Source organism: Catenulispora subtropica (genome assembly GCF_039531675.1).
Classification (GTDB): domain Bacteria; phylum Actinomycetota; class Actinomycetes; order Streptomycetales; family Catenulisporaceae; genus Catenulispora; species Catenulispora subtropica.
Window position 1 is genome coordinate 1 of sequence record NZ_BAAAQM010000016.1, and the last position, 25813, is coordinate 25813.

Consider the following 25813-nt stretch of genomic DNA (forward strand, 5'->3'; position numbering starts at 1 on the left):
GCTACGGCGGTCCGCGTCCCGGCGGCGGCTTCACCGGCCGCGGCGGTCGCGCGGGCGGCGGCGGCACGGCCGGCGCGTTCGGCCGTCCCGGCGGTCGTCCGGGCCGCGGCCGCAAGTCGAAGAAGCAGCGGCGTCAAGAGTTCGACAACATGCAGGCGCCGTCGCTCGGCGGCGCGATGCTGCCCCGCGGCAACGGCCAGACCATCCGGCTGCCCCGCGGCTCGTCGCTGACCGACTTCGCCGAGCGCATCGGCGCCAACCCGGCGTCGCTGGTGCAGGTGATGTTCCACCTCGGCGAGATGGTCACGGCGACGCAGTCGGTCTCCGACGACGTCTTCGAGCTGCTCGGCCAGGAGCTCAGCTTCACCGTGCAGATCGTCTCCCCGGAGGAGGAGGACCGCGCGCTGCTGGAGTCCTTCGACATCGACTTCGGCGAGAACGAGGGCGGCGAGGACGACCTGCAGGCGCGGCCGCCGGTCGTGACCGTCATGGGTCACGTCGACCACGGTAAGACCCGCCTGCTGGACGCGATCCGCAAGACCAACGTCATCGAGGGCGAGGCCGGCGGCATCACCCAGCACATCGGCGCCTACCAGGTGGTCGCCGACGTCGCCGGCGGCGAGCGGGCCATCACCTTCATCGACACCCCGGGTCACGAGGCGTTCACCGCCATGCGGGCCCGCGGTGCCAAGGCGACGGACATCGCGATCCTGGTGGTCGCGGCGGACGACGGCGTGATGCCGCAGACCATCGAGGCGCTGAACCACGCGCAGGCCGCGGACGTGCCGATCGTGGTCGCGGTCAACAAGATCGACAAGGAGGGCGCGGACCCGACGAAGGTGCGGGGCCAGCTCACCGAGTACGGCCTGGTGGCCGAGGAGTACGGCGGCGACACCATGTTCGTCGACATCTCCGCGCGCGAGGGGCTGAACATCGAGGCGCTGCTGGAGGCGGTCATCCTGACCGCCGACGCGTCGCTGGACCTGCGGGCCAACCCGGACATGGACGCCCAGGGCGTGGCGATCGAGGCCAACCTCGACCGCGGCCGCGGCGCCGTGGCCACGGTCCTGGTGCAGCGCGGCACGCTGCGGGTCGGCGACTCGATGGTCGTCGGCGACGCCTACGGCCGCGTGCGCGCCATGATGGACGAGAACGGCGAGTCGGTCGCCGAGGCGGGCCCGTCCCGTCCGGTGCAGGTGCTCGGCCTGACCTCGGTTCCCGGCGCCGGCGACACCTTCCTGGTGGTCGAGGAGGACCGCGTGGCCCGGCAGATCGCCGAGCGCCGCGCGACCCGCGAGCGGAACGCGGCCATGGCCCGCTCCCGCAAGCGCGTCTCGATCGAGGACTGGGAGAAGGTCATCAAGGCCGGCGAGGTCCAGCAGCTCAACCTCATCATCAAGGGTGACGGTGCGGGCTCGGTCGAGGCCCTCGAGGACTCGCTGCTCAAGCTGGACGTGGGCGAGGAGGTGGACCTGCGCGTCGTGCACCGCGGCGTCGGCTCCATCACCGAGTCCGACGTCGACCTGGCCATGGCCTCCGACGCGGTCATCCTCGGCTTCAACGTCCGTCCCGACGGGCGCGCGAAGACCAAGGCCGACCGCGAGGGCGTCGAGATCCGCTTCTACTCGGTCATCTACCAGGCGATCGAGGAGATCGAGGCGGCCCTGAAGGGCATGCTGAAGCCGGAGTACGAGGAAGTGCAGCTCGGCACCGCCGAGATCCGCGCGGTCTTCCGCTCCAGCAAGATCGGCAACATCGCCGGCTGCATGGTCCAGGACGGGCTCATCAAGCGGAACTCCAAGGCACGCCTCATCCGTGGCGGGTCCGTCGTGGCCGACAACCTCACGATCGTGGGGCTGCGGCGCGAGAAGGACGACGTCACCGAGGTCCGCGAAGGCTTCGAGTGCGGTATCAACCTCGGGAACTTCAACGACATCAAGGAAGAGGACATCATCGAGACCTTCGAGATGCGCGAGAAGCCGCGCGTCTGAGGTGATCGATGAAGGGGCGGTCCATCCGGGCCGCCCCTACTACTCTCTACTCGTGTAGAGACTCATCCCCTGGGCCGGGTTGGCCCTGATGCAAAGTGTTCGTGGGGACTCTGACCCTCGACATCCTCCTCGGCGACGTCCACTCGCTGAAGGAGAAGCGCGGGATCGTGAAGCCGATCCTGGCCGAGCTCGACAAGCGCGCCGGCGTCGCCGCCGCCGAGACCGGCCACCAGAATCTCCACCGCCGGGCCGAGATCGGCGTGGCGGTGGTCGCGGCCACGGCCGCACGAGTGAACGAGGTCCTCGACGATCTGGAGGGCACCGTAGCGTGGCGCCCGGAGATCGAGCTGCTCAGCGTCCGCCGGAGGCTGCACAGCGACGAGGACGAATAAGAATCCGAGTACGAATGGAGTGATCCCCATGGCGAACAACGGGACGCGGGCCGCGAAGCTGGCCGACCGGATCCGGGTGATCGTCGCCGAGACCCTCAAGGGCCGGGTCAAGGACCCCCGGCTCGGATTCGTCACCATCACCGACGTCCGGATCACCGGCGACCTGCGGGACGCCACGGTGTTCTACACGGTCTACGGCAGCGAGGAGGAGCGGGCCGAGTCCGCGGCCGCGCTGGAGTCGGCCAAGGGCGTGCTGCGCACCGAGGTGGGCCGGCAGACCGGGGTGAAGCACACCCCGTCGCTGACCTTCGTCGCCGACGCCATCCCGGAGGGCGCGCGGAACATCGAGGACCTGCTGGCCAAGGTCGCGGTGTCGGACGCCGCGGTCCGGGACGCGGCGGCCACGGCGGACTACGCCGGCGAGCCCGACCCGTACCGCGCGCCGCGCGAGGCGGACGACGAGTTCGACGACGAGGACGACTGAGCGCGTGGGGAAGCGGACCAAGGCCGACGACGGGCCCGGCGGCCTGGTGATCGTCGACAAACCCGCGGGGTGGACCTCGCACGACGTGGTGGGCCGGGTGCGGCGGCTGGCGCGCACCCGGCGCGTCGGCCACGCCGGCACGCTGGACCCGATGGCCACTGGCGTGCTGGTGGTCGGCGTGGAGAAGACCACCCGGCTGCTCGGCCACCTGGCGCTGACCCGCAAGACCTACGAGGCGACGATCCGCCTAGGTCAGAGCACCGTCACCGACGACGCCGAGGGGGAGGTCACGGCGCGGGCCGACGCCTCCAGCGTGTCAGATGACATGATCCGCGGCGTGATTCCGTCATTGACCGGCGCGATCATGCAACGACCGTCGGCGGTGTCGGCGATCAAGGTGGACGGGGTCCGCTCGTACAAGCGGGTGCGGGAGGGCGAGGAGGTGGAACTGGCCGCCCGGCCGGTGACCGTCTTCCGCTTCGCCGTGCACGCGGTGCGGCGCGAGGGCCCGCTGGTCGACGTCGACGTCACGGTCGAGTGCTCCTCGGGGACTTATATCCGCGCGCTCGCGCGGGACCTCGGCGCGGCGCTGGGCGTCGGCGGGCATCTCACGATGCTGCGGCGCACCGCGGTCGGTCCGTACACCCTCGAGCTGGCCCGGCCGCTGGCCGAGCTCACCGAACTGGTGGACGGCGGCGGGGAGCTGCCCGTGGTGCCGCTGGACGCGGCCGCGCGGGCGGCGTTCCCGGCCCGGGAGGTGTCCGAGCAGGAGGCCGCGTCCGTGGCCCACGGCGGCTTCCTGGAGGCCTCCGGGAAGGGCGGCGAACCGGTGGCGGTGTTCGGCCCCGAGGGGCGGTTCCTGGCGCTGTACGAGGACCTGCCGAGCGGGAAGAAGGCGAAGCCGGTCGCGGTGTTCCTGTGACCGCGTCGGCGTGGTGAAGCGGGGCGGAAGTCCTTGGCCACGGTGCGGTCTTGGGCCCCTACGCATCGTCCGGCTCGCAGCCCCGCGGTAGCGGGGCGGAGCCGGAGGACGGGTGGGTAGGGACCGATTGCGCGTGCGCGGTCCTCGGATGGCACTCTTGTGTCTCGGCAGATCTCTTCCAACCACAAGGCAGGCATCCCCGTGGAACGCTGGCACGGCACCGCCGAGGTCCCGCAGGACTTCGGCCCCTCGGTCGTCACGATCGGCGTCTTCGACGGCGTCCACCGCGGCCACCGCGAGGTGGTCCGGACCGCCGTGGCCAAGGGTCGCGCACTGGGCCTGCCGACCGTGGTCATGACCTTCGACCCGCACCCCAGCGAGATCGTCCGGCCGGGCAGCCACCCGCCGCTGCTCACGACCCAGCGGCACCGGGCCGAGCTGCTGGCCGCCGAGGGCGTGGACGCGGTGCTGGTGCTGCCGTTCAGCCTGGAGATGTCGCGCTGGTCGCCGGAGGAGTTCATCCGGGTCGTGCTGGTCGAGAGCCTGCACGCGCGCGCCGTGGTGGTGGGCGCCAACTTCCGGTTCGGGCACCGCGCGGCCGGGAACGTCGAGGCCCTGGAGTACGCCGGCGGCCGCCACGGCTTCGAGGTGGTGCCGGTCAGCCTGAAGGGCCCCGAGGGCGAGAGCGCCGACAACCGCTTCTCCTCCACCCGGGTGCGCACGCTCATCGCCGACGGCGCGGTGGCCGAGGCCGCGGAGCTGCTGGGCCGGCCGCACCGGGTCGAGGGCGTCGTGGTCCGCGGCGACCAGCGCGGGCGCGAGCTCGGCTACCCGACGGCCAACGTGGAGACGGTGCCGTTCGCCGCGGTCCCCTCGGACGGCGTGTACGCGGGCTGGCTGATCACCGACGTGGACAAGCCGGAGAAGGCGTTCCGGCACCCGGCGGCGGTCTCCATCGGCACCAACCCGACCTTCGACGGCACCGAGCGCCGGGTCGAGGCGTACGCGCTGGACCGCGACGACCTGGACCTGTACGGCACCCATGTGGCGGTGGAGTTCGCGGCGCGGATCCGGGACACGCTGAAGTTCGACTCGGTCGAGGCGCTGCTGGACCGGATGGCCGACGACTGCAAGGCGGCCCGCGAGATCACCGACGCGGCGGGGTGACCGACGTCACTGAGACGCACGTCACGCCCGGGATGGCCGGGAATACGGAGATCCCCTCCTTGGTTGTAGGCGGTACTACCCGCAGCCGAGGGGACAGGAATGACTTTGGCACTGACGGAGCGGCGTTCGACGGTCAAGATCGACTTGTCGGACGTGTCGCCTTGGATAAGCTCGTCGGGTACCCCCGAGGAGGTGAGGACGGTCGCCGTGACCGCTGATGACGCACGTGGTGGTGAGGCCGTCGTCGCCGAGCCCGCCGAGGCCGTGCGCACCGACCCGGCCGAGACCGAGGACCAGCGCAACGAGCGTTTCGAGCGCGACGCCCTGGTCTACCTGGACCAGCTGTACCCGGCCGCGCTGCGGATGACCCGCAACCCGGCCGACGCCGAGGACCTGATCCAGGAGACGTTCGCCAAGGCCTTCGCCTCCTTCCACCAGTTCCGCGAGGGCACCAACCTCAAGGCCTGGCTGTACCGGATCCTCACCAACACGTTCATCAACAGCTACCGCAAGAAGCAGCGCGAGCCCCAGGTGAGCCCCACCGAGGAGATCGAGGACTGGCAGCTGGCCCGGGCCGAGTCGCACAGCTCGGCCGGCCTGCCCTCGGCCGAGACGGTGGCGCTGGACCACCTGCCGGACTCCGACGTCAAGGAGGCGCTGCAGGCGATCGGCGAGGAGTTCCGCATCGCGGTCTACCTGGCCGACGTCGAGGGGTTCGCCTACAAGGAGATCGCCGACATCATGGGTACGCCGATCGGCACCGTCATGTCCCGGTTGCACCGCGGCCGGCGGCAGCTCCGTGCGATGCTGGAGGACTACGCGCGGGAGCGCGGCCTGGTGGCCGCCGCGTCGGAAGGGAACTGAACCGTCATGAGCTGCGGCCAGCCGCATGAGACCCCATGCACGGAGATCCTCGACCATCTCTACGAGTACATCGACAACGAGATGCCCGAGGAGGACTGCGCGGCGTTTAAGCGCCACCTCGACGAGTGTCAGCCCTGTCTGGAGAAGTACGGACTGGACGCGATGGTGAAGAAGCTCGTGCAGCGGTGCTGCGGGTGTGACGAGCCGCCGGTGGACCTGCGCGACAAAGTGCTGGCGCGGATCCGCCACGTGCGGGGCGAGGTCGCGGTGTCCGGTTCCGGCGAGTAGCCGGTCCACGGTGTTCCAGGGGCGTGCCGGGTGGCGCGCCCCTGGCGCGTTCCGGCCCGGATCCCACGGAAGAGTGGATCTTTTCTTGACGGGGCCGTGATTTTCCTCTGTACTCGTACGTGCTTTGATCCATTCCCGCGATCCGCCCTACGATCGCGGGCGAGTGTGGGAGACGGTGAGTCGGCATGATTTCGATCACGGGAAGCGGCAACCTCGGGTGAGGAACCCGGTCTGGTGAACCGCGCAGGCCGGCGCCGCCCCATGCGCCGGCCTGTGGACCCGCCGCTCGTTTCGTGACAGGGTTCTGCGTTGACCGGTGCCGACGCGCTCCCGGCGCGGACAAGAGGATGCCCGATGCCGTTCTCCCTGCGGTGCTACATATTCACGTTGCTGGCCGCAGCCGCGGCCACGATCGCCTTGCTGCCGCTGTCCAGGACCAAGCCGGTTCTGCTGCTGGCGCTGTGCGCCCTGGTCGTGGCGGCCGAGCGGATCTCCCGGGTCAAGATCGGCGTCTCCGGCTGGACCATGTCGATCTCGCTGGTCGTCACCCTGATCACGGTGCTGGTCCTGGCGCCGCCGGCGGCCGCGCTGGTCGGGCTGGTCACCTCGCTGAGCACGCCGCCCGCGGCGACCACCACCTGGATCAAACGGACGGTCAACGCCGCGATGCTGAGCCTGGTGCCGGCCTCCGGCGCCGCTGTGTGTTATCTCACAGGCGGACACGACCAAGGGCACTTCCTGGGTTTCCCCGGCTTCCTGTGGCCGGTCTTCGCCTCGGTCACCACCTGTCTGCTGGTCAACGAGCTGATCGTCGCCGGCTTCCTGGCGCTGTCCTCCCACGCCCGCTTCCTCGACGTGCTGCGCGGCGACCTCAAGCGCGCGACCATGCCGTACTACTCCTCGGCCGTCCTGGCCCTGATCTTCCTGGCGCTGTGGAACGACATCGGCTGGTACACCACGCCGCTGGTCGTGGTCCCGATGTACATCGCGCACTGGAGCCTGCTGCAGTACGCGCAGGAGGAGGCCGCGCACGAGGGCACGATCGCGGCGCTGGTGCAGGCGGTGGAGATCAAGGACTCGTACACCCGCGGCCACAGCGAGCGGGTGGCGCGCGGCGCGGAGATGCTCGCCCGGCAGCTGAAGATGCCGCAGGAGCGGGTCGTGATGCTGCGGTTCGCCGGGCTGCTGCACGACATCGGCAAGCTCGGCGTCCCGACCCGGCTGCTGACCAGCACCGGCGGCCTGACCGAGGACGAGTTCAAGCTGCTGTGCATGCACCCCAACCACGGCGTGGCGGTGCTGCGGGACATCCGGTTCCTCACCGAGGTCTACGAAGGCGTGCTCTACCACCACGAGCGCCTGGACGGCCGCGGCTATCCGACCGGCAAGTCCGGTGACGAGATTCCGGAGTTCGCCCGGATCATCGGGGTGGCCGACGCCTTCGACGCCATGACCTCCACCCGCTCCTACCGCGCCGCCCGGTCGGTCGAGGAGGCGGTGGCCGAGCTGCGCCGCGGCGCCGGCACGCAGTTCGACCCGGCCCTGGTCCGGACCTTCGAGGAGGCCCTGGCGCTGGCCGAGCGCGCCGGTCGGCCGTGGGTGCCCACCGAGCTGGCTCCCGCCGAACCGCCGGCCGACGAGACCGCCGCCGTGCCGACCGGCCCCTGGCCGTTGCCCAAGCGGGTGCCAGGGTTCTCCTTCGCCGACCACGACGACCCGTTCGTCCCGGCCGAGTGGTTCTCGGACTGGTTCCCGAGCTGGCTGTCCGAGGCCTGGGAAGGGAGCGGCCCGGAGCCGCCGTACGCGGGCCGGCCTCAGATCGGCCCGGGCGGCGGGATCCCGGGGCCGCGTTCGGCCGAGCCGCTGGAGGCGGTGCCCCGGGTCGAGGGTGAGGCGGGGCCGGAGCCGGATGTGAGGCCGGCCGCCGGTTCTGCCGCGTCTGCCGGGTCCGCCGGAACCGATGGCCCCGACGCGGCGGGGGCGGTCGGCTCCGCGGGCGGGTCCATCGCGGACTTCGACGACGGGTGGTCGGCCCGGATGCATTCGGCGGTGGTGCGCGAACCGGCCCCCGAGCCGGACGAGGGCCCGCCTGAGCCGTTCGGCGGCCTCACGCTGCGGTTGCGGGACGTCTCGCTGGGCGTTCCGGCCGAAGAGGGGACCGTGGAGCCGTGCACCATCCCGGGTTCCATGCGGATCCGGGGCGCGGATCCGCGGTCGGCGCGTCCCGAGGCCGAGCGTCCGGTCCCGGAGGACGGGGCCGCGGCGTCCGCTGACGGCGGCGCGAGCTGGTTCGAGCGCGGTCCGGTCACGGATCCGGCGGCGGACGGCCCGGACCCGATCGGGTCCGGGCTCGGCGATCCGGCCGGCCCCGGCTCGGCCGATCCCGCCGGCCCCCGTGATCCCCAGGGTTCCGAAGGATCCGCGGCATGACCCACGCCAAACCCCTGGGGCACCGGGCCTTCGACCCGGACGCCGACGCCCCGACCGCGTGGGCGCAGAGCAACCCGGTGCTGCTCGTCCTGGCCTGCTTCGTGGCCTTCGCCGCGGTGGCCGGCGGCGCGGTCCACGGCTTCGTCCAGCCCGGCTACGCGCTGACCTTCGGCGCGATCATCGCCGCCGGCGAGGCGTTCCGGGTGCGGCTGCCCGGCGGGCGGGAAGCGGCGCCGCTGGGCTCGGCGACCGGGCTGGCCTACGCGGTGGTCACCGAGATCGGCCGGGAGCCGGCTTCGCACACCGCCGCGCAGGCGGTCACGGTGGCCGCCTTCGGCTTCCTCGTCGGCTCGGTGCCGCACCTGGCGGTCCGGCGGCCCACGACGCTGGACTACACCGCGCGCCGGTTCCTGATGGTGGCCCTGACGGCCGAGGTCTTCCGGATGTTCTACCTGCGCTGGGTGCTCGGCTCGGCGCCCGACGCCCCGGCGCTGGCCGACAAGATCGCCGAGGACCAGGACTTCCTCACCCACCACCTGCACAGCGTGTCGGTGGGCCTGGTCACCGCAGGGCTGCTCTGCCTGGCGATCGTGAGCGACGCGCTCCTCGGCGCCGTGCTCCAGGCCGGCAACCACCGGCGGCCGGTTCTGGCCGCGCTGCGCGACGAGCTGCGTTTCACCACCCGGGTCGGCCTGGCGGTGGTGGCCACGGCGCTGCTGGTGAGCCTGGCCACCCGGACCATGAGTATCTGGGTGCTGCCGGTGCTGTGCCTGCCCCTGACCTTCACGCAGTTGTCTCTGCGCCGCTTCGCGCGGATCAAGGAGGTCCACCTCGAGACCATCAGGGCGCTGTCGCGGATCACCGAGGTGGCCGGCCTGACCCAGCCCGGCCACGCCCGCCGCGTGGCCCGCACCTGTCTGCGCATCGGCCGCGAGCTGGGCCTGAGCGAGGCGCAGCTGCTGGACCTGGAGTACGCGAGCCTGATGCACGACATCGGGCAGCTCTCGGTCGCCGAGCCGGTCCACGGCGGCCGCACCGCCCCGCTCCCGTTGCAGCGCCAACGCGAACTGGCCCGGGCCGGCGCCGAGGTGATCCGCCGTGCCGGCGCCCTCGGGAACGCCGCCGACATCGTCGAGCACCACCCCGACCCGTTCGGGGCGGCCGGGCCGCTGCCCAGCCGCATCCTCCGCGTCGCCAACGACTACGACGACCTGGCCGGGGCCACCCCGGAGACGGCCGAGCGCACCGAGGCGCTCCGGCACATCCGCCTGGGCCTGGCCGTGCACTACGACCCGGCGGTGGTGGAGTCGCTCAGCCGGATGGTGGGGGAGTGAGGGCGGCGGCGCCGGCCGCGTCATGATTGGATGCGCTCGTACACCGTTGTTCAAGACTATGAGGAGCGTCGAACGTGGCCGAGGAAGTCCGCGCCGAGATGGTGGCCAACGTGTGGAAGGTCGTGGCAGCCGAGGGCGCCGCGGTCGAGGACGGCGACACCCTCGTGATCCTGGAGTCGATGAAGATGGAGATCCCGGTGCTGGCCGAGGTCTCCGGGACGGTGACCCGGCTCGCGGTCGCCGAGGGCGACGTGGTCCAGGAGGGCGACCTCATCGCCGAGATCGGCTGACGTCCCCGCAGACTCCGAGCGCGCCGCGCGGACCGGTCCGCGCGGCGCGCTCGAGGGTTCCGGTCCGTCAGCCGGTGATCGTCCCGTGCTCGACGCACTTGGCCGCCCAGCCGGTCGGCACCACCTGGACCACCATCCGCCGCCGGCAGCGGCCGCAGTACCGCGGCGGCTCCAGCTCCGCCCGCGCCGCGCACCGCTCGTGCCCGGCGGACGCCGTCGGCTCGCCGCACTGCCCGCAGAATTCCATGCAGGCACGGTAACCCCCGCCCGTCTCCCATCGCCAACCGGCATGGAGGCGCTTCGCGCCGCTGTGCCTCAGGGGTCCGGTCGTGCCGCCGAACAGGTGACATGGCTTTGACATCACAGAACGCGGATCCACTACTCTGCGTGGTCAAACGACCACGCCCCTGGAGGCCGCGCCGTGCAGCAGACCGTGAACCTCGCCATGGACCCGGTGACGGTCGCACGCTGGCAGTTCGGCATCACCACGGTCTACCACTTCCTCTTCGTGCCGCTGACCATCGGGACCTCGTTCCTGGTGGCCGGGTTCCAGACCGCCTGGTACCGCACCGGCAAGGAGCAGTACTTCCGCGCCACCAAGTTCTGGGGCCGGCTGTTCCTGATCAACTTCGCGCTCGGGCTGGTCACCGGGATCGTGCAGGAGTTCCAGTTCGGGATGAACTGGTCGGAGTACTCCCGCTTCGTCGGCGACATCTTCGGCTCGCCGCTGGCCATCGAGGCGCTGCTGGCCTTCTTCCTGGAGTCCACGTTCCTCGGCCTGTGGATCTTCGGCTGGGACCGCCTGCCCCGCGGGGTGCACCTGGCCTGCATCTGGCTCGCCGCGTTCGGCACCGCCGCCAGCGCCTACTTCATCCTCGCCGCCAACTCCTTCATGCAGCACCCGGTCGGCTATGAGGTCAACGCGCTCCAGGGCCGCGCCGAGCTCACCGACTTCTGGGCCGTCATCACCCAGCGGACCACGGTCATCACGTTCTTCCACGTCCTCACCGCCTGCTTCCTGTGTGCGGGCGCGGCCCTGGTCGGGATCGCCTGTTACCACCTGCGTAAACAGCGTCAGCCGGAGGTGTTCCGGCCCGCGCTGAAGGTCGGCTTGTGGGCGCTGCTGATCGCCGGCGTCGGGGTGGCGGTGTCCGGGGACTTCCAGGGCAAGGTCATGTTCGAGCAGCAGCCGATGAAGATGGCCTCGGCCGAGGCGCTGTGGGACACCCAGGGGCCGGCGCCGTTCTCGTTGTTCGCGATCGGCGACGTGGAGAAGGGCCGCAACTCGGTCGAGATCGAGATCCCGCGGCTGCTGTCCTTCCTGGCCCACGGCAACTTCCACGATCCGGTCACCGGCATCAACCAGGTCAACGTCGCCGAACGGGCACAGCACGGTCCCGGCGACTACCGGCCGTGGATCCCCATGGCGTACTGGTCCTTCCGCTGGATGATCGGCTTCGGGATGGTCTCGGTGCTGGTGGCGCTGTTCGGGCTCTGGTTCACCCGGCGCGGCCGCACCCCCGAGGGCGCGTGGGGCACCTGGTTCTGGCGGTTCGGGCTGTGGACGCTGCTGTTCCCGGTGATCGGCTCGGCCTGGGGCTGGATCTTCACCGAGACCGGGCGCCAGCCGTGGATCGTCTACAGCCTGATGTTCACCCGGAGCGGCGTCTCTCCCGCGGTGCCGGCCGGCCGGGTGCTGACCTCGCTGATCCTGTTCACCCTGCTGTACGCGGTGTTGGCCGTGGTCGAGGTGAAGCTGTCGGTGAAGTACATCAAGGCCGGGGCCCACGACACCCCGCCGAGTGCCGTGTCCGACACCGAGGGCGGCGACGACCGGCCGCTGGCCTTCGCCTACTGAGCCGCGTGGACCGGACACGAGGAAGGGACGGCCAGTGAGCCTCGAGAACTTCTGGTACCTGCTGATCGCGGTGCTGTGGATCGGCTACTTCTTCCTGGAGGGCTTCGACTTCGGGGTCGGGATGCTCACCCGGTTCCTGGCGCGCGACGACGTGAACCGCCGGGTGCTGATCAACACCATCGGCCCGGTGTGGGACGGCAACGAGGTGTGGGTGATCACCGCGATCGGCGCCACCTTCGCGGCGTTCCCGAACTGGTACGCCACCCTGCTGTCCGGCTTCTACGTGCCGATGCTGCTGATCTTGCTGCTGCTGATCGTCCGCAATGTCGCGTTCGAGTACCGCGGCAAGGACGATCCGCGGTTCAAGCCCGTGTGGGACTGGTGCATCTTCCTCGGGTCGCTGCTGCCGCCGGTGCTTTGGGGGCTTGTCTTCGGCTGCATGTTCTCCGGCACCGACATCGGCGAGGACATGAACTTCCACGGCCGCATGGCGGACTTCCTGACGACCTTCGACGGCATCGTCGCGGCGCTGGCCTTCGTGGTGCTGTTCCTCGCCCACGGCGCCGTCTACACCGGGCTGAAGACGGTCGGGCCGATCCGGGACGGCGCGCGCCGGATCGCGGTGCCGGCCGCGCTGGTCAGCGTGCTGCTCGTCGGGCTGCTGCTGATCCGGGTGAACAACCAGTGGGGCGGGACCTTCTCCTGGATCGTGGCGGCGGTGCCGGTGGTCGCACTGGTCGGCTGTGCGGCGATGGTCCGGGCCCGCCGCGACGGCTGGGCGTTCGTGCTGTCCGGCGCGGCGGTGGCCACGATGATCGCGTCGATGTTCATCGCGCTGTTCCCGATCGTGATGCCGTCGTCGCTGAACCCGGGCTGGTCGCTGACGGTGCGTTCGGCGTCCTCGTCGCATTACACGCTGACCGTGATGACGGTGGTGGCGTGTGTGTTCACGCCGCTCGTGCTGCTGTATCAGGGCTGGACGTACTGGGTGTTCCGCAAGCGGATCGGGACCCGGAACATCCCCGCGGCGCACTGATGCCGGACCGGCGTTTGGCGCGGCATGCGCGGGCCGTGCGGCCCTGGGCGGCGGCGTGCGTGGTGCTGGGCACGCTCTCCGCCGCGGCGGTGATCGGCCAGGCGTGGGCGCTCGCAGCGCTGATCGTGGCCGGGTTCCAGCGGGGCGCGGCGCCGGGGGCCGAGACGGTTCCGCTGGCGGCCCTGGCGGTGTGTGTCGCGGCCCGGGCGCTGATCGCCTGGGCCACGGAGGCGGCGGCGTTCCACGCGGCGGCGTCGGTGAAGTCGGCGTTGCGGGTCCGGCTGGCCGCGCACGCGCTGGCGCTGGGGCCGCAGTGGCTCGCCGGCCGCAAGACGGCGGCTCTGGTGACCCTGGCGACGCGGGGCGTGGACGCGCTGGACGGGTACTTCGCGCGCTACGTGCCCCAGGTGGTGCTGTCGGTGACAGTCCCGGCGGCGGTGTTGGCGGTGCTGTTCGGCGTGGACTGGGAATCAGGGCTCATCGTCCTGGTGACCCTGCCTCTGATCCCGCTGTTCCTGGCCTTGGTGGGACTGGCGACCCGGGCGCACACCGAGCGGCAGCGACGAGCCCTGGACGTGCTGGCAGGGCATTTCCTGGACGTGGTGGCGGGGCTGCCGGACCTGCTGGTGTTCGGCCGCGCCAAGGCCCAGGCGGCCGCCATCCGCCGCGCGACGGAAGCGAACCGTACGGCGACCCTGCGGACACTGCGCCTGGCCTTCCTGTCCTCGCTGGTCCTGGAACTCGCCTCGACGGTCTCGGTGGCCATGGTCGCGGTCGGCATCGGGCTGCGCCTGGTGGCCGGGACCCTGGACCTGCACACCGGGCTGCTGGTGTTGATCCTGGCGCCGGAGGCGTACTGGCCGCTGCGCCAGGTCGGCGCGTTCTACCACGCCAGCGCGGAGGGGAAGGCGGCCGCCGACGAGGTGCTGGCGGTGCTGGAGGCGGTGCCGGCGATGCCGGGGCAGCGGTCCGCGGTGGCGGGGATCGATATCAAGGGTCTGACGATTCGATACCCGGGGCGCTCCGAACCGGCGCTGGCGGACTTCTCGCTGACGGTGGCGCCGGGAGAGTGCGTGGCACTGGTCGGTGCTTCGGGGGCGGGGAAGTCGACGGTCTTGAAAGCGGTACTCGGGTTCGTGACCGCGGAGGCGGGGACGGCCGCCGCGGGCGGGCCGGTGGCATGGCTGCCGCAGCATCCGCACCTGTTCGCGGGGACGGTGGGCGAGAATGTGCGGCTGGCGCGTCCGCAGGCCGGCGAGGCGGAGGTCTGGGCGGCGCTGCGGGCGGCCGGGGCGGCGGACTTCGTGGCGGCCCTGCCGGGCGGCCTGTCGGCGCGGATCGGCGAGCGGGGGCACGGCCTGTCGGCGGGCCAGCGGCAACGGCTGGCGCTGGCGCGGGTCTTCCTGGCGGACCGGCCCGTGGTGCTGCTGGACGAGCCGACGGCGGCCCTGGACGCGGCCGGCGAGGCCGAGGTCGTGGCGAGCGTGCGGCGACTGGTCGCCGGGCGGACGGCGATCGTGGTGGCGCATCGGACGGCGTTGGCGGAGGTCGCGGATCGGGTGGTGGTGGTCGGCGACCGCTGCGCCGCACCGGTCGGGGATCCGGCGAACGATCCCGGCCGCGATCTTCCGAGAGGGCGCGTCGTGACCGCGGACGGTTCGCTGGAAGAGGACGGCGGCGTCGGCGACTCCGGTGCTCCCAGTGCTCCCATCGCCCGCCTGGCGCTCGCCGCCGCGCTCGGAACCGCGGCGTCGGGGGCGGCGGTTGGGCTGGCGGCGACGGCGGCGTGGCTCATCTCGCGGGCGTCGCAGGAGCCGCCGATCCTGGTGCTGATGGTGGCGATCACCGGGGTGCGGGCGCTGGGGATCGGGCGGGCGGTGTTCCGGTACGCCGAGCGGCTGGTCACGCACGATGCCGCGTTCCGGGTGTTGGCGGGGCTGCGGGTGCGGACCTATGAGCGGCTGCGCCGGCAGGCGCCGGGGCGGCGGCGGGGCGATCTGCTTTCGCGGTTCGTGGCCGATGTCGACGCCGTGCAGGAACGTTATGTCCGCTTCCTGATCCCCTCGATTTCGGCGGGTCTGGTCGGGGGCGGGGCCGCGCTGGCGATCGCCGCGGCGTCGCCGGGTGCCGCGATCGTCACCGCCGCGGGTCTGGCGGTGACCGGTGTCGTGATTCCGCTGGTCGCCGCGGGGGTTTCACGGCGTGCGGACGCGGAGGTGGCACCCGTCAAGGGCGTCCTGTCCGCCGAGTTCCACGAACTCCTCCGCGGCGCCCCCGATCTCATCGCCGCGGACGCCGTCCACAGCCGCGTGAAGCGCCTCCAGGCAGCCGACAGGCGCCTCACGGACGTCGAGCGCCGCTCCGTCGCCGGACGGGCCCTGGGCGCCGCCCTCACAGCGCTCGCGACCGGAGCCACCGTGTGGGGCGTCATCTTCGTCGGTCTGCGGGCGGTGCACGCCGGAAGGATGGACGGCCTCCTGCTCGCCGTCGTCGTCCTCACGCCGCTCGCCCTCTTCGAAACCACGGCGGGCATGCCCCAGGCGCTTCAGTACCTCCGACGCGCTCGTGCGGCCGAACGACGCGTCCAGGAAGTCCTCGACGCGCCCGACGCCGTCACCGAGCCCGCGGCTCCGCGGCCGCTGCCCGCGCAACCGGCGCTCACCGTCGACGTCACAGGCCTCGAAGTCACCTGGCCGGGCGGCGAAACGCCGGCCCTCCATCCGGTGGACCTCAAGCTCACTCCCGGGCGGAAGGTCGCCGTCGTCGGTCCCAGCGGCTCCGGCAAGACCACCCTCATCAGCGCCCTGCTGCGCTTCGTCGAGCCGACTGCCGGCCGCATCACCCTCGGGGGTGTCCCTACCGCGGAGCTGGCCGCCGACGACGTCCGCCGCGTCATCGGCCTCTGCGCCCAGGACGCCCACATCTTCGACAGCACCCTGCGCGAGAACCTCCGCCTGGCCCGTCCCGACGCCACCGACCGCGCCCTCGAAGCCGCGCTCACGCGCGCCCGCCTCGCCGACTGGGTCCGGACTCTGCCGGACGGTCTCGACACCTTCGTCGGCGAGCACGGCGCCCGGCTCTCCGGCGGCCAGCACCGCCGCCTGGTCCTGGCTCGCGCGCTCCTGGCCGGCTTCCCCGTCCTGCTCCTCGACGAGCCGACCGAGCATCTCGACCCGGCGACCGCGGACACGCTGCTGCGCGACCTGCTGGCGCTGCCGCAGTCCGTCCTGCTGGTCACCCACCGGCTGACCGGCCTGGAAGGAGTCGACGAGATCGTGGTCCTGGACGGCGGCCGCGTCGTCGAGCGCGGCACGTGGGGGGAACTCATGCGCCTCCAGGGCGTCTTCCACAGCATGTGTAGTGTCTACGCGTGACCAGCGCCCAGACGACCTTGCACGTCACCCCCGCCGACACGGCGGAGGCCCTCGGTTCCGGCGACCTGCCGGTCCTCGGCACGCCTCGCCTCATCGCCCTCGCGGAGCAGGCGACGGTCGCCGCGGCCGCCGGGCTGCTGGCCGACGGGCAGACCACCGTCGGCACCCGCGTCCGCTTCGACCACCTCTACCCGACCCGCGTCGGCGGGACGGTCACGGCAGCCGCCGAGCTCACCCACCGCGACGACCGCCTGCTGCGCTTCACCGTGGCCGCGCACGACGGCGACGGCCGTCTGGTCGGCGAGGGCGAGATCACGAGGGTGATCGTCGACGCCAAGCGGTTCATGGCGAAACTGTAGGCGGGATCAGACCGGCTTCGATGCGCGCAGCGAGTACATCAGCGGAACCCGCGGATGCCCTCGGCCAGGTCCGAGGCCGTGTCCAGCGCGGGCTGGGAGAAGTCCAGCCCGGTGACCGTCGCTCCGTGCCGGGCCCAGCCCAGCGTCTCGGTCCCGATGTGGCACTGCGGATGGATCAGGCTCTTGCCGCGCACGTCACCGACCTCGGCCAGGGCGAACTCCGGAACGGTCTCCCGCCCGACGACGAAGCCCTCCACGTCGTAGAAGTCGCCGTCGACGTGGATCGGGACCCGCTCGTCCCAGTTGGCGCGGTTGTAGTCGAGCCAGTCGGCGGGATCCGGGGCGGTGGTCTCGGCGCTCATGACATTCGACGCCAGCCGGGGCTCCGCGCCGCCACGAAGGGTTTTAGGCCCTCAGACGTACTCCGTCGAGCGCGGGTCCGGCCGGTCCAGGTTCCAGTGCCGCCCGGTCGCGGTGATCCAGTCCGAGCCGCCGCCTTGGTCCCCCCGCGGCCGCAGGACGAAGCGGCTGATGCTGCTCTGGCCGCCGTCGTGGTCGCTGTACAGCACCTCGACGCTGAACGCCCGCCGCTCCTTGATCGCGGCCGCGACGCCCTCGTAGCGCGGGTCGTCCTGGTCGCGGATGGCTGCGTGCCAGTACCCGACGTCGTGGGCCGGGACGTAGAGGTCGCGGATCATCCGCCGGTGGTCGCGGGCCGGCGTGTGGTCCTCCTCGGCGTGGAGCCGGCCTTCGTGTACGTCCCAGCCCTGAAGCACCGCCAGGCCGGTGCCCACGTTGCGCACCGATATCGCGAGGTAGACGTTGTCGTTCACGACCTCGGCGTAGCCGTGGCCGCCGGGCACGACGGCCCAGTGGTCGTCAGCCCAGAACACCTTCTCGTCCCGGTCGGTGAGCCGGGAGGTCAGCAGCACAGGCCGCAGGCCCACCTGCACGGCGCGCTCGGCGGCCGAAGCCGCGCGCGACGCGGCCCGCACCGAGGAGAGGGTGGCCCCCGCCAGGACCAGCGTGGTCCCGGCGGTGGCCAGCGAGGCTATGGTCACCCAGTCAGTCACGAGGCTGGAGACTACGGGAGCTACAGCCCCGTGGTCGATCGCGGATACGCGACGGCCTGGTCGGTGGCGATGTTCACCAGGTAGGGGACGCCGGAGGCGAAGGCGCGGTCCAGGGCCGGCCCGATCTCCCGCGGGTCGGTCACGAACTCCCCGCCGCCGCCGAGCGCCTGCACCACCCGGTCGTAGCGGGCGTCCGGGTTCAGGTCGGCGGCGACGTCGTACCCGTACAGCGCCTGCATCGGGTGCTTCTCCAGCCCCCAGCACGCGTTGTTGCCGACCACCATCACCACCGGCAGCCGGTGCCGCACCAGGGTGTCCACGTCCATCAGCGAGAACCCGGCCGCGCCGTCCCCGAACATCAGCACCACCTGGGAGGCCGGCCGGGCCAGCCGTGCCGCGATCGCGTAGCCGAGGCCGGTGCCCAGGCAGCCATAGGGCCCCGGGTCCATCCAGCAGCCGGGCCGCGCCGGCTCCACGAAGCGGCCGGCCCAGGACACGAAGTCGCCGCCGTCGCCGATCACCACCGCGTCCTCGGCCAGCCGCGGCAGCAGCTCGCCGTAGATCCGGGCCGGGTGGATCGGGTCGGAGGCGGACGTCAGCAGCTCGGTGTCGGTGGCGATGGCCGCCGCGGCCCGGTCCTGCAAGGCGGAGAGCCAGTCCGCGTAGCCGCCGGGCTTGGCCGCGCCGCGCCAGGCCTCGGCGATGCCCGCGAAAGCCGCCGACAGGTCGCCCGCGGCGCTCCCGGCCAGACCGAGGTGCGTGCTGAGCTGGTCCGGGGAGTCGGCGAGGTGCACCACCGGCGCCAGCGGGTTCCCGTCCCGGCCGCCGAACAGCCCGTAGCCGAGCCGGAAGTCCAGCGGCGTGCCGGCCACGATCACCAGGTCGGCGCCGCCGAAGGCGGCCGAGCGGGCCCGGGTGACCAGCTGCCGGTGGCCGCGCGGCAGGATGCCGCGGCCCATGCCGTTGGTGATCACCGGGACGCCGGTCTCCTCCGCGAAGGCCAGCGCGGCGCTGTCCGCGCCGTCCATCCAGACGTCGGAGCCGAGCACGAGCACCGGCTTCGCGGCGCGCGCGAGCAGCTCGCCGATCGCGGTGAGGGCCTCCGGGTCCGGGGTCACGTCCCGGCGCGGCGCGGGAGCTGGCAGCGGCCCGGCGTCGACGTCGTAAGCGGCCTCCAGCGACAAGTCCAGGAACACCGGCCCGCGGTGCGGGGCGTCGGCGAGGGCGAACGCGTCGTCGAGCTCGGCGGCCAGGGCGGCCGTGGTGTGGACGGTCGCGGACCGCTTCGTCACCGGGGCCAGCAGCGGCGGGTGGTCCAGCTCCTGGAGCGCGCCCTTGCCCCAGTTGGAATCCGCGGCGCGGCCGCCGAGAACGACGACGGGGGAACCGTTGAAGTGCGCGGTGGTGACCGCGGAGACGCCGTTGGTGATGCCGGGCCCGGCGGTCAGCACGGCCAGGCCGGGCCGCCGGGTGAGCTTGGCGGTGGCCTCGGCGGCGAACACCGCGGTCTGCTCGTGGCGGACGTCCAGGATCGGCATCGGCGGGTCGGCCTTCACCGCGCCGTCGTACAGCGGGAAGACGTGTCCGCCGGAGAGCGTGAACATGGTCTGCACGCCGTGCGCGCGGGCCACCTCGACGGAGATCTGGCCGCCGTGCAGCGGCTGCGGGGTTGCGGGCTGGGCTTCGGGCTGGACTTCGGTCACTGCGGTCACCTGGGGGGCTCGGCGGGAAAGGCGAAGTTACGTGCCAGTAGCTTTCCGCCGGCGGACCGGCTCGCGCAAGGCCCGACAGCCGGTCAAAAGTCGATCCGCATCACCCGGCGGCGCGGCGTCGGGGCGCTGACCTCGGTGAAGCCGCAGTCCTGGTAGACGCTCTCGGCGCCGACGAACAACTCGCCCCAGGCGACCTCTTTGCCCGGCACGGGCACTAGCGCGTAGCCCTCGAGCGCTCGGGCTCCCCGCTTCCGGGCGTGTTCGACGGCGGCGGCGGTCAGCGCCCGGCTCACGCCGCGGCGACGGAAGCCGGTGCGGACCACGAAGCAGGTGACCGCCCAGACGCCGGGGTCGTCGCGGTCCTCGTCCCGGCCGGTCCAGGGCACCCTCAGCGTCTGCAGGCGCGGGTACTCCGTACGGGGCTCGACCGCGCACCAGCCGACCGGCTCTCCGTCCAGATAAGCGACCAGTCCCGGGGCGTCGGCTTCGGGTTCGCCGCAGTGGGTCTGCCCGCGGAACATGGCCTCCCGCTCCGGCTGCGGCGCGGCCCGCCACTCCTTGGCGGTGAGCTTGAACCACTGGCACATGCAGTCGTGCGGCACGCCGCGCTCACCGAAGACCGTCCGGAGGTCGTCCCAGGGGGCTTCGTTGGCGGGCACGACGGTGATCGCCGGGGAGTCTGTCATAGGCGCACGATAGACCCGACCGCCGATGGCGGCCGGGTCGAAGGACGCCGGTGCGGGATCAGGTCACGCGGTCGCCGGGCCGGCGCCGGCGCCGGTGCCCCGGATCGCCGCGGCGATCTCGGCCAGGTCTTGCGGGGTGAGCCGCACCGCGCCCGCCCGCAGCCAGCCGTCGACCTGGGCCGGCTTGCGCGCCCCGACGATCGCGCCGGTGACGCCGGGCCAGGCCAGCGTCCAGGCGATCGCGACCTCGGCCACGCTCACGCCGTGCCGGGCCGCGACCGGCCGCAGCGCCTCGGCCAGCCGCAGGTTCGCCGCCAGGCCGGTGGTGAAGTCCGGGCTCGAGCTGCGCCAGTCGCCCTCGGACAGGTTCGCGGCGCGCTCCGCCGAGAACGTGCCCGTGAGCAGGCCGGATTGCAGGGGCGAGTAGACGATGACACCCGTGCCGTGCTCATGCGCCCAGGCGATGTCCGCGGCCGCGGAGCGGTTGATCGCGGAGAACGGCGGCTGGATCGCCTCGACGTGCGCGATGCGCTCGGCGACGGACATCAGCTCCGGGCCGTGGTTGGACAGCGCTATCGCGCGGACCTTGCCCTCGGCCTTGAGGTCGGCCATCAGCTGCCAGTACTCCTCCAGCGGGGTGTGGTTCGGCGAAGCCGGGCCGTCGCCCTCGTCGGCGCCGTACACGAACTCCTCGCCGGTGTCCGGCCAGTGCACCTGGTACAGGTCGATGCGCTCGACGTTCAGCCGTCGCAGCGAGTCCTCCAGTTCGCGGCGCACGCTCGCCGGGTTCATCGTGCGGATCGGCGGGCGGTTCGGGTGTTCCGGGTCCCCGACCAGACCGACCTTGGTGAAGATGTACGGCCGGTCGGCGTCGGAGTAGGCCGCGACCGCCTTGCCCACCAGCGTCTCGGAGTAGCCGAGGCCGTAGTAGGCGGCGGTGTCGATCCAGTTGACGCCGGAGTCGACCGCGTGGCGGATGGCGGCGATCGACTCCGCGTCGTCGGTGGCGCCCCAGCTGTAGGTCCAGCCGCTGCCGGACGCGGCCCAGGAACCGAACCCGACCCGGGTGATCTCCATGCCTGTGTCGCCGAGGCGGGCGGTGTCGAGGGGGGAAACAGTGGTGTCAGCGGTCTGGTTCACGGTCTCGTTCGTCATGACCATCACGATCCGCTCTTTCCGCGGCCGTACCCAGGAGCACGGTTTGCCTAGGCATGGGATGACCAGGAGGCGGTCCGCGTGTTAGGCAGGACCGTGAACATCGACAGGCGCGCGGAGTTGGGCGAGTTCCTCCGGTCCCGGCGGGCCCGGCTGAATCCGGCCGAGCTGGGGCTGCCGGACTACGGCGGCCGGCGCCGCGTGCCGGGGCTGCGCCGCGAGGAGCTGGCGCTGCTGGCCGGCGTGAGCGTCGATCACTACGTGCGGCTGGAGCAGGGCCGAACGCTCCAGTTCTCGGAGGAGGTCCTCGACGCGGTGGCCCGCGCGCTGCGCCTGGACCCGACCGAGCGCGAGCACCTCTACCGGCTGGCCCGGCCCTTCCAGCCGCAGACGTACCAGGGCACCGGCGGGCCGGAGCCCCAGCGGGTGCGGCCGGGCCTGCGGCGGCTGCTGGACGCGGCCACCGACGTCCCGGCGTACGTCGTCGGGCTGGGCACCGACGTGCTGGCCTGGAACCAGCTGGCGGCCGCGCTGCTCACCGACTTCGGGACCCTGGCCCCGCACGAGCGGAACCTGGCCTGGCTGGTCTGCCACGACGAGGGCTTCCGCTCGCTGTTCGCCGACCCGGCGGCCAAGATGGCGGACATCGCGGCCTACGTGCGCTTCGACATCGGACGGCATCCCGACGACCCGGCGCTCGGCGCGCTGGTCGAGGACCTGTGCCGGGATCCGGACTTCGCGGAGGTCTGGGCGCGGCACGACGTGCGGGACAAGACGCACGGCGGCTACACCTACCGGAACCCGGTCGTCGGCGAGATCACGCTCGACTACGAGACCTTCCGCGCCCCGGACGACCCGGACCAGGCACTGATCCTGCACACCGCGCCGGAGGGCTCGCCCTCGGAGGCGGCGCTCCAGCTGCTGGCGGCCTGGGCGCAGACGGTGCGCGTCGGATGAGAGGCGTGGTGTGGATCGCCGGCGGCGTGGCGGTCGCGGGAGCGGCGGCGGTCACGGCGGTCACAGTGGCCGCGCTGACGGCGCCGTCCGGCGAAGGACCGGCGACGGCCGACCCCGCGAAGATCTTCACCCGCGCCGACGCCGCCGGGCTGTTCGCGCAGTCCTCGCAGGGCACTGTTGCGGACGAGCGGAGCACGCTGGGTCCGTACCCGGGCGAGTGGACCGCGACCGGCGGCGCCGAGATCGACTACGCGTTCCAGTCCGAGGGGGCCGCGGCGGCGAAGAGCGAGGTGGTCCAGGCCGGCTTCTCGCACGCCGAGCACCTCGACAAGGGCTCCGTCGTCGAGTACGGCGTGATGCCCGAGGGCTGCCGGCTGGAGCTGGCGCACGACGGTACCCGGGTGAGCGTCAACGACTCGGACGTGCACGGCGACGCCGACTGCTGGTCGCTGATGCAGGCGCTCGCGATCACGATCGACAGCCGCTTCTGACCGCGCTTCTGACCGCGGAGCAGTGAGGCCCGCCGGAAAGGCGGGCCTCATGGGGAGGTTCCGGCCTCTCAGAGCGTCTTCGACAGCTCCTTGATCGGCATCTCCAGCTTGGTCAGCAGCGCCAGGTCCTCCTCCGGCGAACGGCCCAGCGTCGTGAGGTAGTTGCCGACGATGACCGCGTTGATCCCGCCCAGCAGGCCCTGCTCGGTGCCGAGGTCGCCGAGGGTGATCTCGCGGCCGCCGGCGTAGCGCAGGATGGTGCGGGGCAGCGCCAGGCGGAAGGCCGCGATGGTCTTCAGCGCCTCCTGGGAGCTGAGCGGCTCCATGTCGCCGAACGGCGTGCCCGGACGGGGGTTGAGGAAGTTCAGCGGGACCTCGTCCGGCTCCAGGGCGGCCAACTGCGCGGCGAACTCGGCGCGCTGCTCCAGGCTTTCGCCCATGCCGACGATGCCGCCGCAGCACACCTCCATCCCGGCGGCACGGACCATGGTCAGGGTGTCCCAGCGCTCTTCCCAGGTGTGCGTGGTGACCACGTTCGGGAAGTGCGAGCGCGCGGTCTCCAGGTTGTGGTTGTAGCGGTGCACGCCCATGTCCGCCAGGTCGTCGACCTGCTCCTGGGTCAGCATCCCCAGCGAGGCGGCGACCTGGATGTCGACCGCGTCCTGGATCGCCTTCACGCCCTCGCGCATCTGCTTCATCAGGCGCTCGTCCGGGCCGCGTACCGCCGCCACGATGCAGAACTCGGTCGCGCCGGTGGCCGCGGTCTGCTTGGCGGCCTCCACCAGCTCGGGGATGTTCAGCCAGGCCGCGCGCACGGGCGAGGGGAACAGGCCGGACTGCGAGCAGAAGTGGCAGTCCTCCGGGCAGCCGCCGGTCTTCAGCGAGACGATGCCCTCGACCTCAACCTCCGGGCCGCACCACTTCTCGCGCACCTCGTGCGCCAGCTGCAGCAGCTCCGGCAGCGCCGCGTCCGGCAGCCGCAGCACCTGGAGCACCTGCTCCTCGGTCAGGCCGCGGCCCTCCTCCAGCACCTGGCGCCGGGCCACCCCGATGATGTCAAGGTCCTGCTCCGTGGTGGTCATGCTCAGCCCGCCTTCCGAGGGTCAAAGGTCTGTCTGAATTGTGCCGGATCGAAGGTGCCGCCGAACGCCGGGGCCAGTCCGTTCCGGGCGGCCAGCAGGAACTCGGCCGGTTCCAGGGCGCCCGCGCCGGCCGGCAGCGCGCCGGCCAGCGGGCGCGCGCCGATGGTCTCCAGGTCCCGGATGTTGCTGCGCATGGCCAGGTCCGGGTCGGCCGGCCAGCTGCCGAGCACGATCCCGGCCAGGTCCAGCCCGCGCGCGGCCATCGCCTCCAGGGTCAGCGCGGCGATGTTCAGCGTGCCCAGGTTCGGGTGGGCGACCAGCAGCACCGGCGCCTTCAGGGCGTGCGCCAGGTCGGCCAGCGTGGCGCCGTCCTCGTCGTGGCGCACCAGCAGCCCGCCGGCGCCCTCGACCAGCACCAGCCGGCGGGTCTCGGCCAGCTCGTGGATCCGGCGCACCGTGTCGTCGAAGTCCAGCGGCGGGACACCGGACAGCCGCGCGGCGGCGGCCGGCGACAGCGGGTCCGGGTAGCGCGCGTACTCGTGCAGGTCCGAGACCCCGGCCAGCCGCCGGACCACGGCGAGGTCGCCGGGCTCGCCCGGGGCCACGCCGGTCTGCGCGGGCTTCACCACCGCCACCGACGTGCCGCGGGTGGCGGCCAGGGTCGCGACGGCGGCGGTGACGACGGTCTTGCCGACGTCGGTGTTGGTTCCGGTGACTACGACGATGGACACGCGCCGACTTTACGGGAGGGCGGGGGCATACCCCGGCGAAGCGGGGGGTGACGTGGAACACCTCGCGGCCGAATCCTGGGGCGGCCCGGTTGTCGCGAGAGTGCTCCGCGTCGCTCCGGCTCTACTCCTCGGGCCGCTTCAGGCGCGCGACGAACTTGTACCGGTCGCCCCGGTACACCGAGCGCACCCACTCCACCGGTTCGCCCTCGGTGTCGATCGAGTGCCGGGAGAGCAGCAGCATCGGCAGGCCGGTGTCGGTGCCGAGCAGCCCGGCCTCGGTCGGGGTGGCCAGTGCGGTCTCGATCGTCTCCTCGGCTTCGCCCAGGTGCACGCCGTACTCCTCGGCCAGCGCCGTGTACAGCGAGGAGTACCGGCCCAGCAGCTTGCGCAGGTTGGGGAAGCGCTGCTGCGACAGGTGCGTGGTCTCGATCGCCATCGGCTCGCCGTTGGCCAGCCGCAGCCGGCTGATCCGCAGCACCTTCGCCGAGGCCCGGATGCCCAGGCGCTCGCCGAGCTCCACGCCGGCGGCCACGTACTCCATCTCCAGGAGCCGCGAGGTGGGCTCCAGGCCCTGCGCCCGCATGTCCTCGGTGTAGGACGTCAGCTGCAGCGACTGCGCCACCTTCGGCTTGGCCACGAAGGTGCCCTTGCCCTGGATGCGCTCCAGCCGGCCCTCGACCACCAGTTCGGCCAGCGCCTGGCGCACCGTGGTGCGCGAGGTGTCGAACTCGGTCGCCAGCAGGCGCTCCGGCGGCACCGGGGTCCCCGGCGGCATCGTCTGGGTCAGGTCCAGCAGGTGCTGCTTCAAGCGGTAGTACTTCGGCACCCGGACGGTTTCGAGCGCTGATTCCAGCGCCGGCGCGGCGGCCGGCGCGCCGTGCGCCTCCAGCGCGATGTGCGCGGGTTCTGCGGTCATGAAGGCCCCTCCTCCCGGCCCAAAGTGCCATGGACCCGCGCGTGTGTCCAGCCGGACGATCTCCTCGCCGACTGCTCGCCGACCGCTCGCCGACTTTCTTCGGATACCGGCCTTTACCTGCGGCGGCGGGGCATCGCTGAGGGCTGGTTGCGTCTTGGTAACGGCTTGGACAACCGGACCCGGAGAGTCTTGACGGTCCGATTGGTCTATGCCAGTCTCCG

Annotated in this window: 25 protein-coding genes; 16 read left to right on the plus strand and 9 right to left on the minus strand. The window is 72.2% G+C overall.

What is annotated here, in order from left to right; translation table 11 throughout:
- The 10 genes from infB to ABD466_RS15655 form a co-directional block, all read left to right on the plus strand.
- On the plus strand, positions 1–1991 hold a 1991-nt coding region (gene infB / locus ABD466_RS15610), incomplete at its 5' end, for a translation initiation factor IF-2 (protein ID WP_344657763.1).
- A 95-nt stretch (positions 1992–2086) separates the two neighbouring features.
- Entirely contained in the window at positions 2087–2383 is a 297-nt protein-coding gene (locus ABD466_RS15615; protein WP_344657764.1) for a DUF503 domain-containing protein, read from the plus strand.
- A 28-nt stretch (positions 2384–2411) separates the two neighbouring features.
- Entirely contained in the window at positions 2412–2867 is a 456-nt protein-coding gene (gene rbfA, locus ABD466_RS15620; RefSeq protein WP_344657765.1) for a 30S ribosome-binding factor RbfA, read from the plus strand.
- Positions 2868–2871: 4 nt separating this feature from the next.
- Positions 2872–3789, plus strand: coding sequence for a tRNA pseudouridine(55) synthase TruB (gene truB / locus ABD466_RS15625; RefSeq protein WP_344657766.1), 918 nt, complete (start codon positions 2872–2874; stop codon positions 3787–3789).
- A 201-nt stretch (positions 3790–3990) separates the two neighbouring features.
- Positions 3991–4956 (plus strand): bifunctional riboflavin kinase/FAD synthetase, encoded by a 966-nt coding sequence (locus ABD466_RS15630; RefSeq protein ID WP_344657767.1) that lies wholly within the window; start codon positions 3991–3993, stop codon positions 4954–4956.
- A 99-nt stretch (positions 4957–5055) separates the two neighbouring features.
- Complete coding sequence (locus ABD466_RS15635) at positions 5056–5820, plus strand: sigma-70 family RNA polymerase sigma factor (RefSeq protein ID WP_344657768.1); 765 nt, start codon at positions 5056–5058, stop codon at positions 5818–5820.
- A 6-nt stretch (positions 5821–5826) separates the two neighbouring features.
- Positions 5827–6108, plus strand: coding sequence for a mycothiol system anti-sigma-R factor (rsrA, locus tag ABD466_RS15640; RefSeq protein WP_344657769.1), 282 nt, complete (start codon positions 5827–5829; stop codon positions 6106–6108).
- A 354-nt stretch (positions 6109–6462) separates the two neighbouring features.
- Positions 6463–8538, plus strand: a complete 2076-nt coding sequence (locus tag ABD466_RS15645) for an HD-GYP domain-containing protein (RefSeq protein WP_344657770.1) — start codon at positions 6463–6465, stop codon at positions 8536–8538.
- Positions 8535–9872 (plus strand): HD-GYP domain-containing protein, encoded by a 1338-nt coding sequence (locus ABD466_RS15650; RefSeq protein WP_344657771.1) that lies wholly within the window; start codon positions 8535–8537, stop codon positions 9870–9872. Before ABD466_RS15645 ends, ABD466_RS15650 begins: the two co-directional genes overlap by 4 nt.
- Positions 9873–9946: 74 nt before the next feature.
- On the plus strand, positions 9947–10162 hold the full coding sequence (locus ABD466_RS15655) for a biotin/lipoyl-binding carrier protein (RefSeq protein ID WP_344657772.1): 216 nt from the start codon (positions 9947–9949) through the stop codon (positions 10160–10162).
- A gap of 67 nt (positions 10163–10229) precedes the next feature.
- On the opposite strand, the gene bsaP is transcribed toward ABD466_RS15655, so the two are convergent.
- The gene (gene bsaP / locus ABD466_RS15660) at positions 10230–10409 is read right to left on the minus strand and encodes a biotin synthase auxiliary protein BsaP (RefSeq protein WP_344657773.1); all 180 of its coding nucleotides are present in this window, start codon (positions 10407–10409) and stop codon (positions 10230–10232) included.
- A 186-nt stretch (positions 10410–10595) separates the two neighbouring features.
- Between bsaP and ABD466_RS15665 the strand changes: the two genes are divergently transcribed.
- The 4 genes from ABD466_RS15665 to ABD466_RS15680 are packed head-to-tail and all read left to right on the plus strand — an operon-like array spanning position 10596 to position 16789.
- Positions 10596–12020: a cytochrome ubiquinol oxidase subunit I gene (locus tag ABD466_RS15665; RefSeq protein WP_344657908.1), complete on the plus strand. Its 1425-nt coding sequence runs from the start codon at positions 10596–10598 to the stop codon at positions 12018–12020.
- A gap of 34 nt (positions 12021–12054) precedes the next feature.
- Positions 12055–13056, plus strand: a complete 1002-nt coding sequence (gene cydB / locus ABD466_RS15670; protein WP_344657774.1) for a cytochrome d ubiquinol oxidase subunit II — start codon at positions 12055–12057, stop codon at positions 13054–13056.
- A complete protein-coding gene (cydD, locus tag ABD466_RS15675) occupies positions 13056–16430 on the plus strand; it encodes a thiol reductant ABC exporter subunit CydD (RefSeq protein ID WP_344657775.1) in 3375 nt (1124 codons plus the stop codon). The genes cydB and cydD overlap by 1 nt, the downstream gene beginning before the upstream one ends.
- The gene (locus ABD466_RS15680; RefSeq protein ID WP_344657776.1) at positions 16427–16789 is read left to right on the plus strand and encodes a thioesterase family protein; all 363 of its coding nucleotides are present in this window, start codon (positions 16427–16429) and stop codon (positions 16787–16789) included. Before cydD ends, ABD466_RS15680 begins: the two co-directional genes overlap by 4 nt.
- Before the next feature lie 38 nt (positions 16790–16827).
- Here ABD466_RS15680 and ABD466_RS15685 read toward each other — a convergent pair whose 3' ends face one another.
- The 5 genes from ABD466_RS15685 to ABD466_RS15705 all read right to left on the minus strand — a co-directional run bounded on the left by ABD466_RS15685 (position 16828) and on the right by ABD466_RS15705 (position 21415).
- Positions 16828–17151, minus strand: a complete 324-nt coding sequence (locus ABD466_RS15685; protein WP_344657777.1) for a class I SAM-dependent methyltransferase — start codon at positions 17149–17151, stop codon at positions 16828–16830.
- 51 nt (positions 17152–17202) lie between these two features.
- Positions 17203–17862, minus strand: coding sequence for a hypothetical protein (locus tag ABD466_RS15690; RefSeq protein WP_344657778.1), 660 nt, complete (start codon positions 17860–17862; stop codon positions 17203–17205).
- A 20-nt stretch (positions 17863–17882) separates the two neighbouring features.
- The gene (locus ABD466_RS15695) at positions 17883–19565 is read right to left on the minus strand and encodes an acetolactate synthase (RefSeq protein ID WP_425558658.1); all 1683 of its coding nucleotides are present in this window, start codon (positions 19563–19565) and stop codon (positions 17883–17885) included.
- 92 nt (positions 19566–19657) lie between these two features.
- Positions 19658–20260: a GNAT family N-acetyltransferase gene (locus ABD466_RS15700; protein ID WP_344657780.1), complete on the minus strand. Its 603-nt coding sequence runs from the start codon at positions 20258–20260 to the stop codon at positions 19658–19660.
- A gap of 63 nt (positions 20261–20323) precedes the next feature.
- On the minus strand, positions 20324–21415 hold the full coding sequence (locus ABD466_RS15705; RefSeq protein WP_344657781.1) for an aldo/keto reductase: 1092 nt from the start codon (positions 21413–21415) through the stop codon (positions 20324–20326).
- Between the two features lie 96 nt (positions 21416–21511).
- On the opposite strand from ABD466_RS15705, the gene ABD466_RS15710 reads away from it, so the two are divergent.
- Positions 21512–22372, plus strand: coding sequence for a helix-turn-helix transcriptional regulator (locus tag ABD466_RS15710; RefSeq protein WP_344657782.1), 861 nt, complete (start codon positions 21512–21514; stop codon positions 22370–22372).
- Complete coding sequence (locus tag ABD466_RS15715) at positions 22369–22863, plus strand: hypothetical protein (RefSeq protein ID WP_344657783.1); 495 nt, start codon at positions 22369–22371, stop codon at positions 22861–22863. The genes ABD466_RS15710 and ABD466_RS15715 overlap by 4 nt, the downstream gene beginning before the upstream one ends.
- A 68-nt stretch (positions 22864–22931) precedes the next feature.
- Here the strand turns inward: ABD466_RS15715 and bioB are convergent, their stop codons facing one another.
- From bioB to ABD466_RS15730, 3 genes are all read right to left on the minus strand, one after another.
- Complete coding sequence (gene bioB / locus ABD466_RS15720) at positions 22932–23945, minus strand: biotin synthase BioB (RefSeq protein ID WP_344657784.1); 1014 nt, start codon at positions 23943–23945, stop codon at positions 22932–22934.
- Positions 23946–23947: 2 nt separating this feature from the next.
- Entirely contained in the window at positions 23948–24676 is a 729-nt protein-coding gene (bioD, locus tag ABD466_RS15725; protein ID WP_344657785.1) for a dethiobiotin synthase, read from the minus strand.
- A 121-nt stretch (positions 24677–24797) separates the two neighbouring features.
- Positions 24798–25592 carry a GntR family transcriptional regulator gene (locus ABD466_RS15730; protein ID WP_344657786.1) on the minus strand — a complete coding sequence of 265 codons (795 nt, stop codon included), beginning with the start codon at positions 25590–25592 and terminating at the stop codon, positions 24798–24800.
- Positions 25593–25813 lie beyond the last annotated feature (221 nt).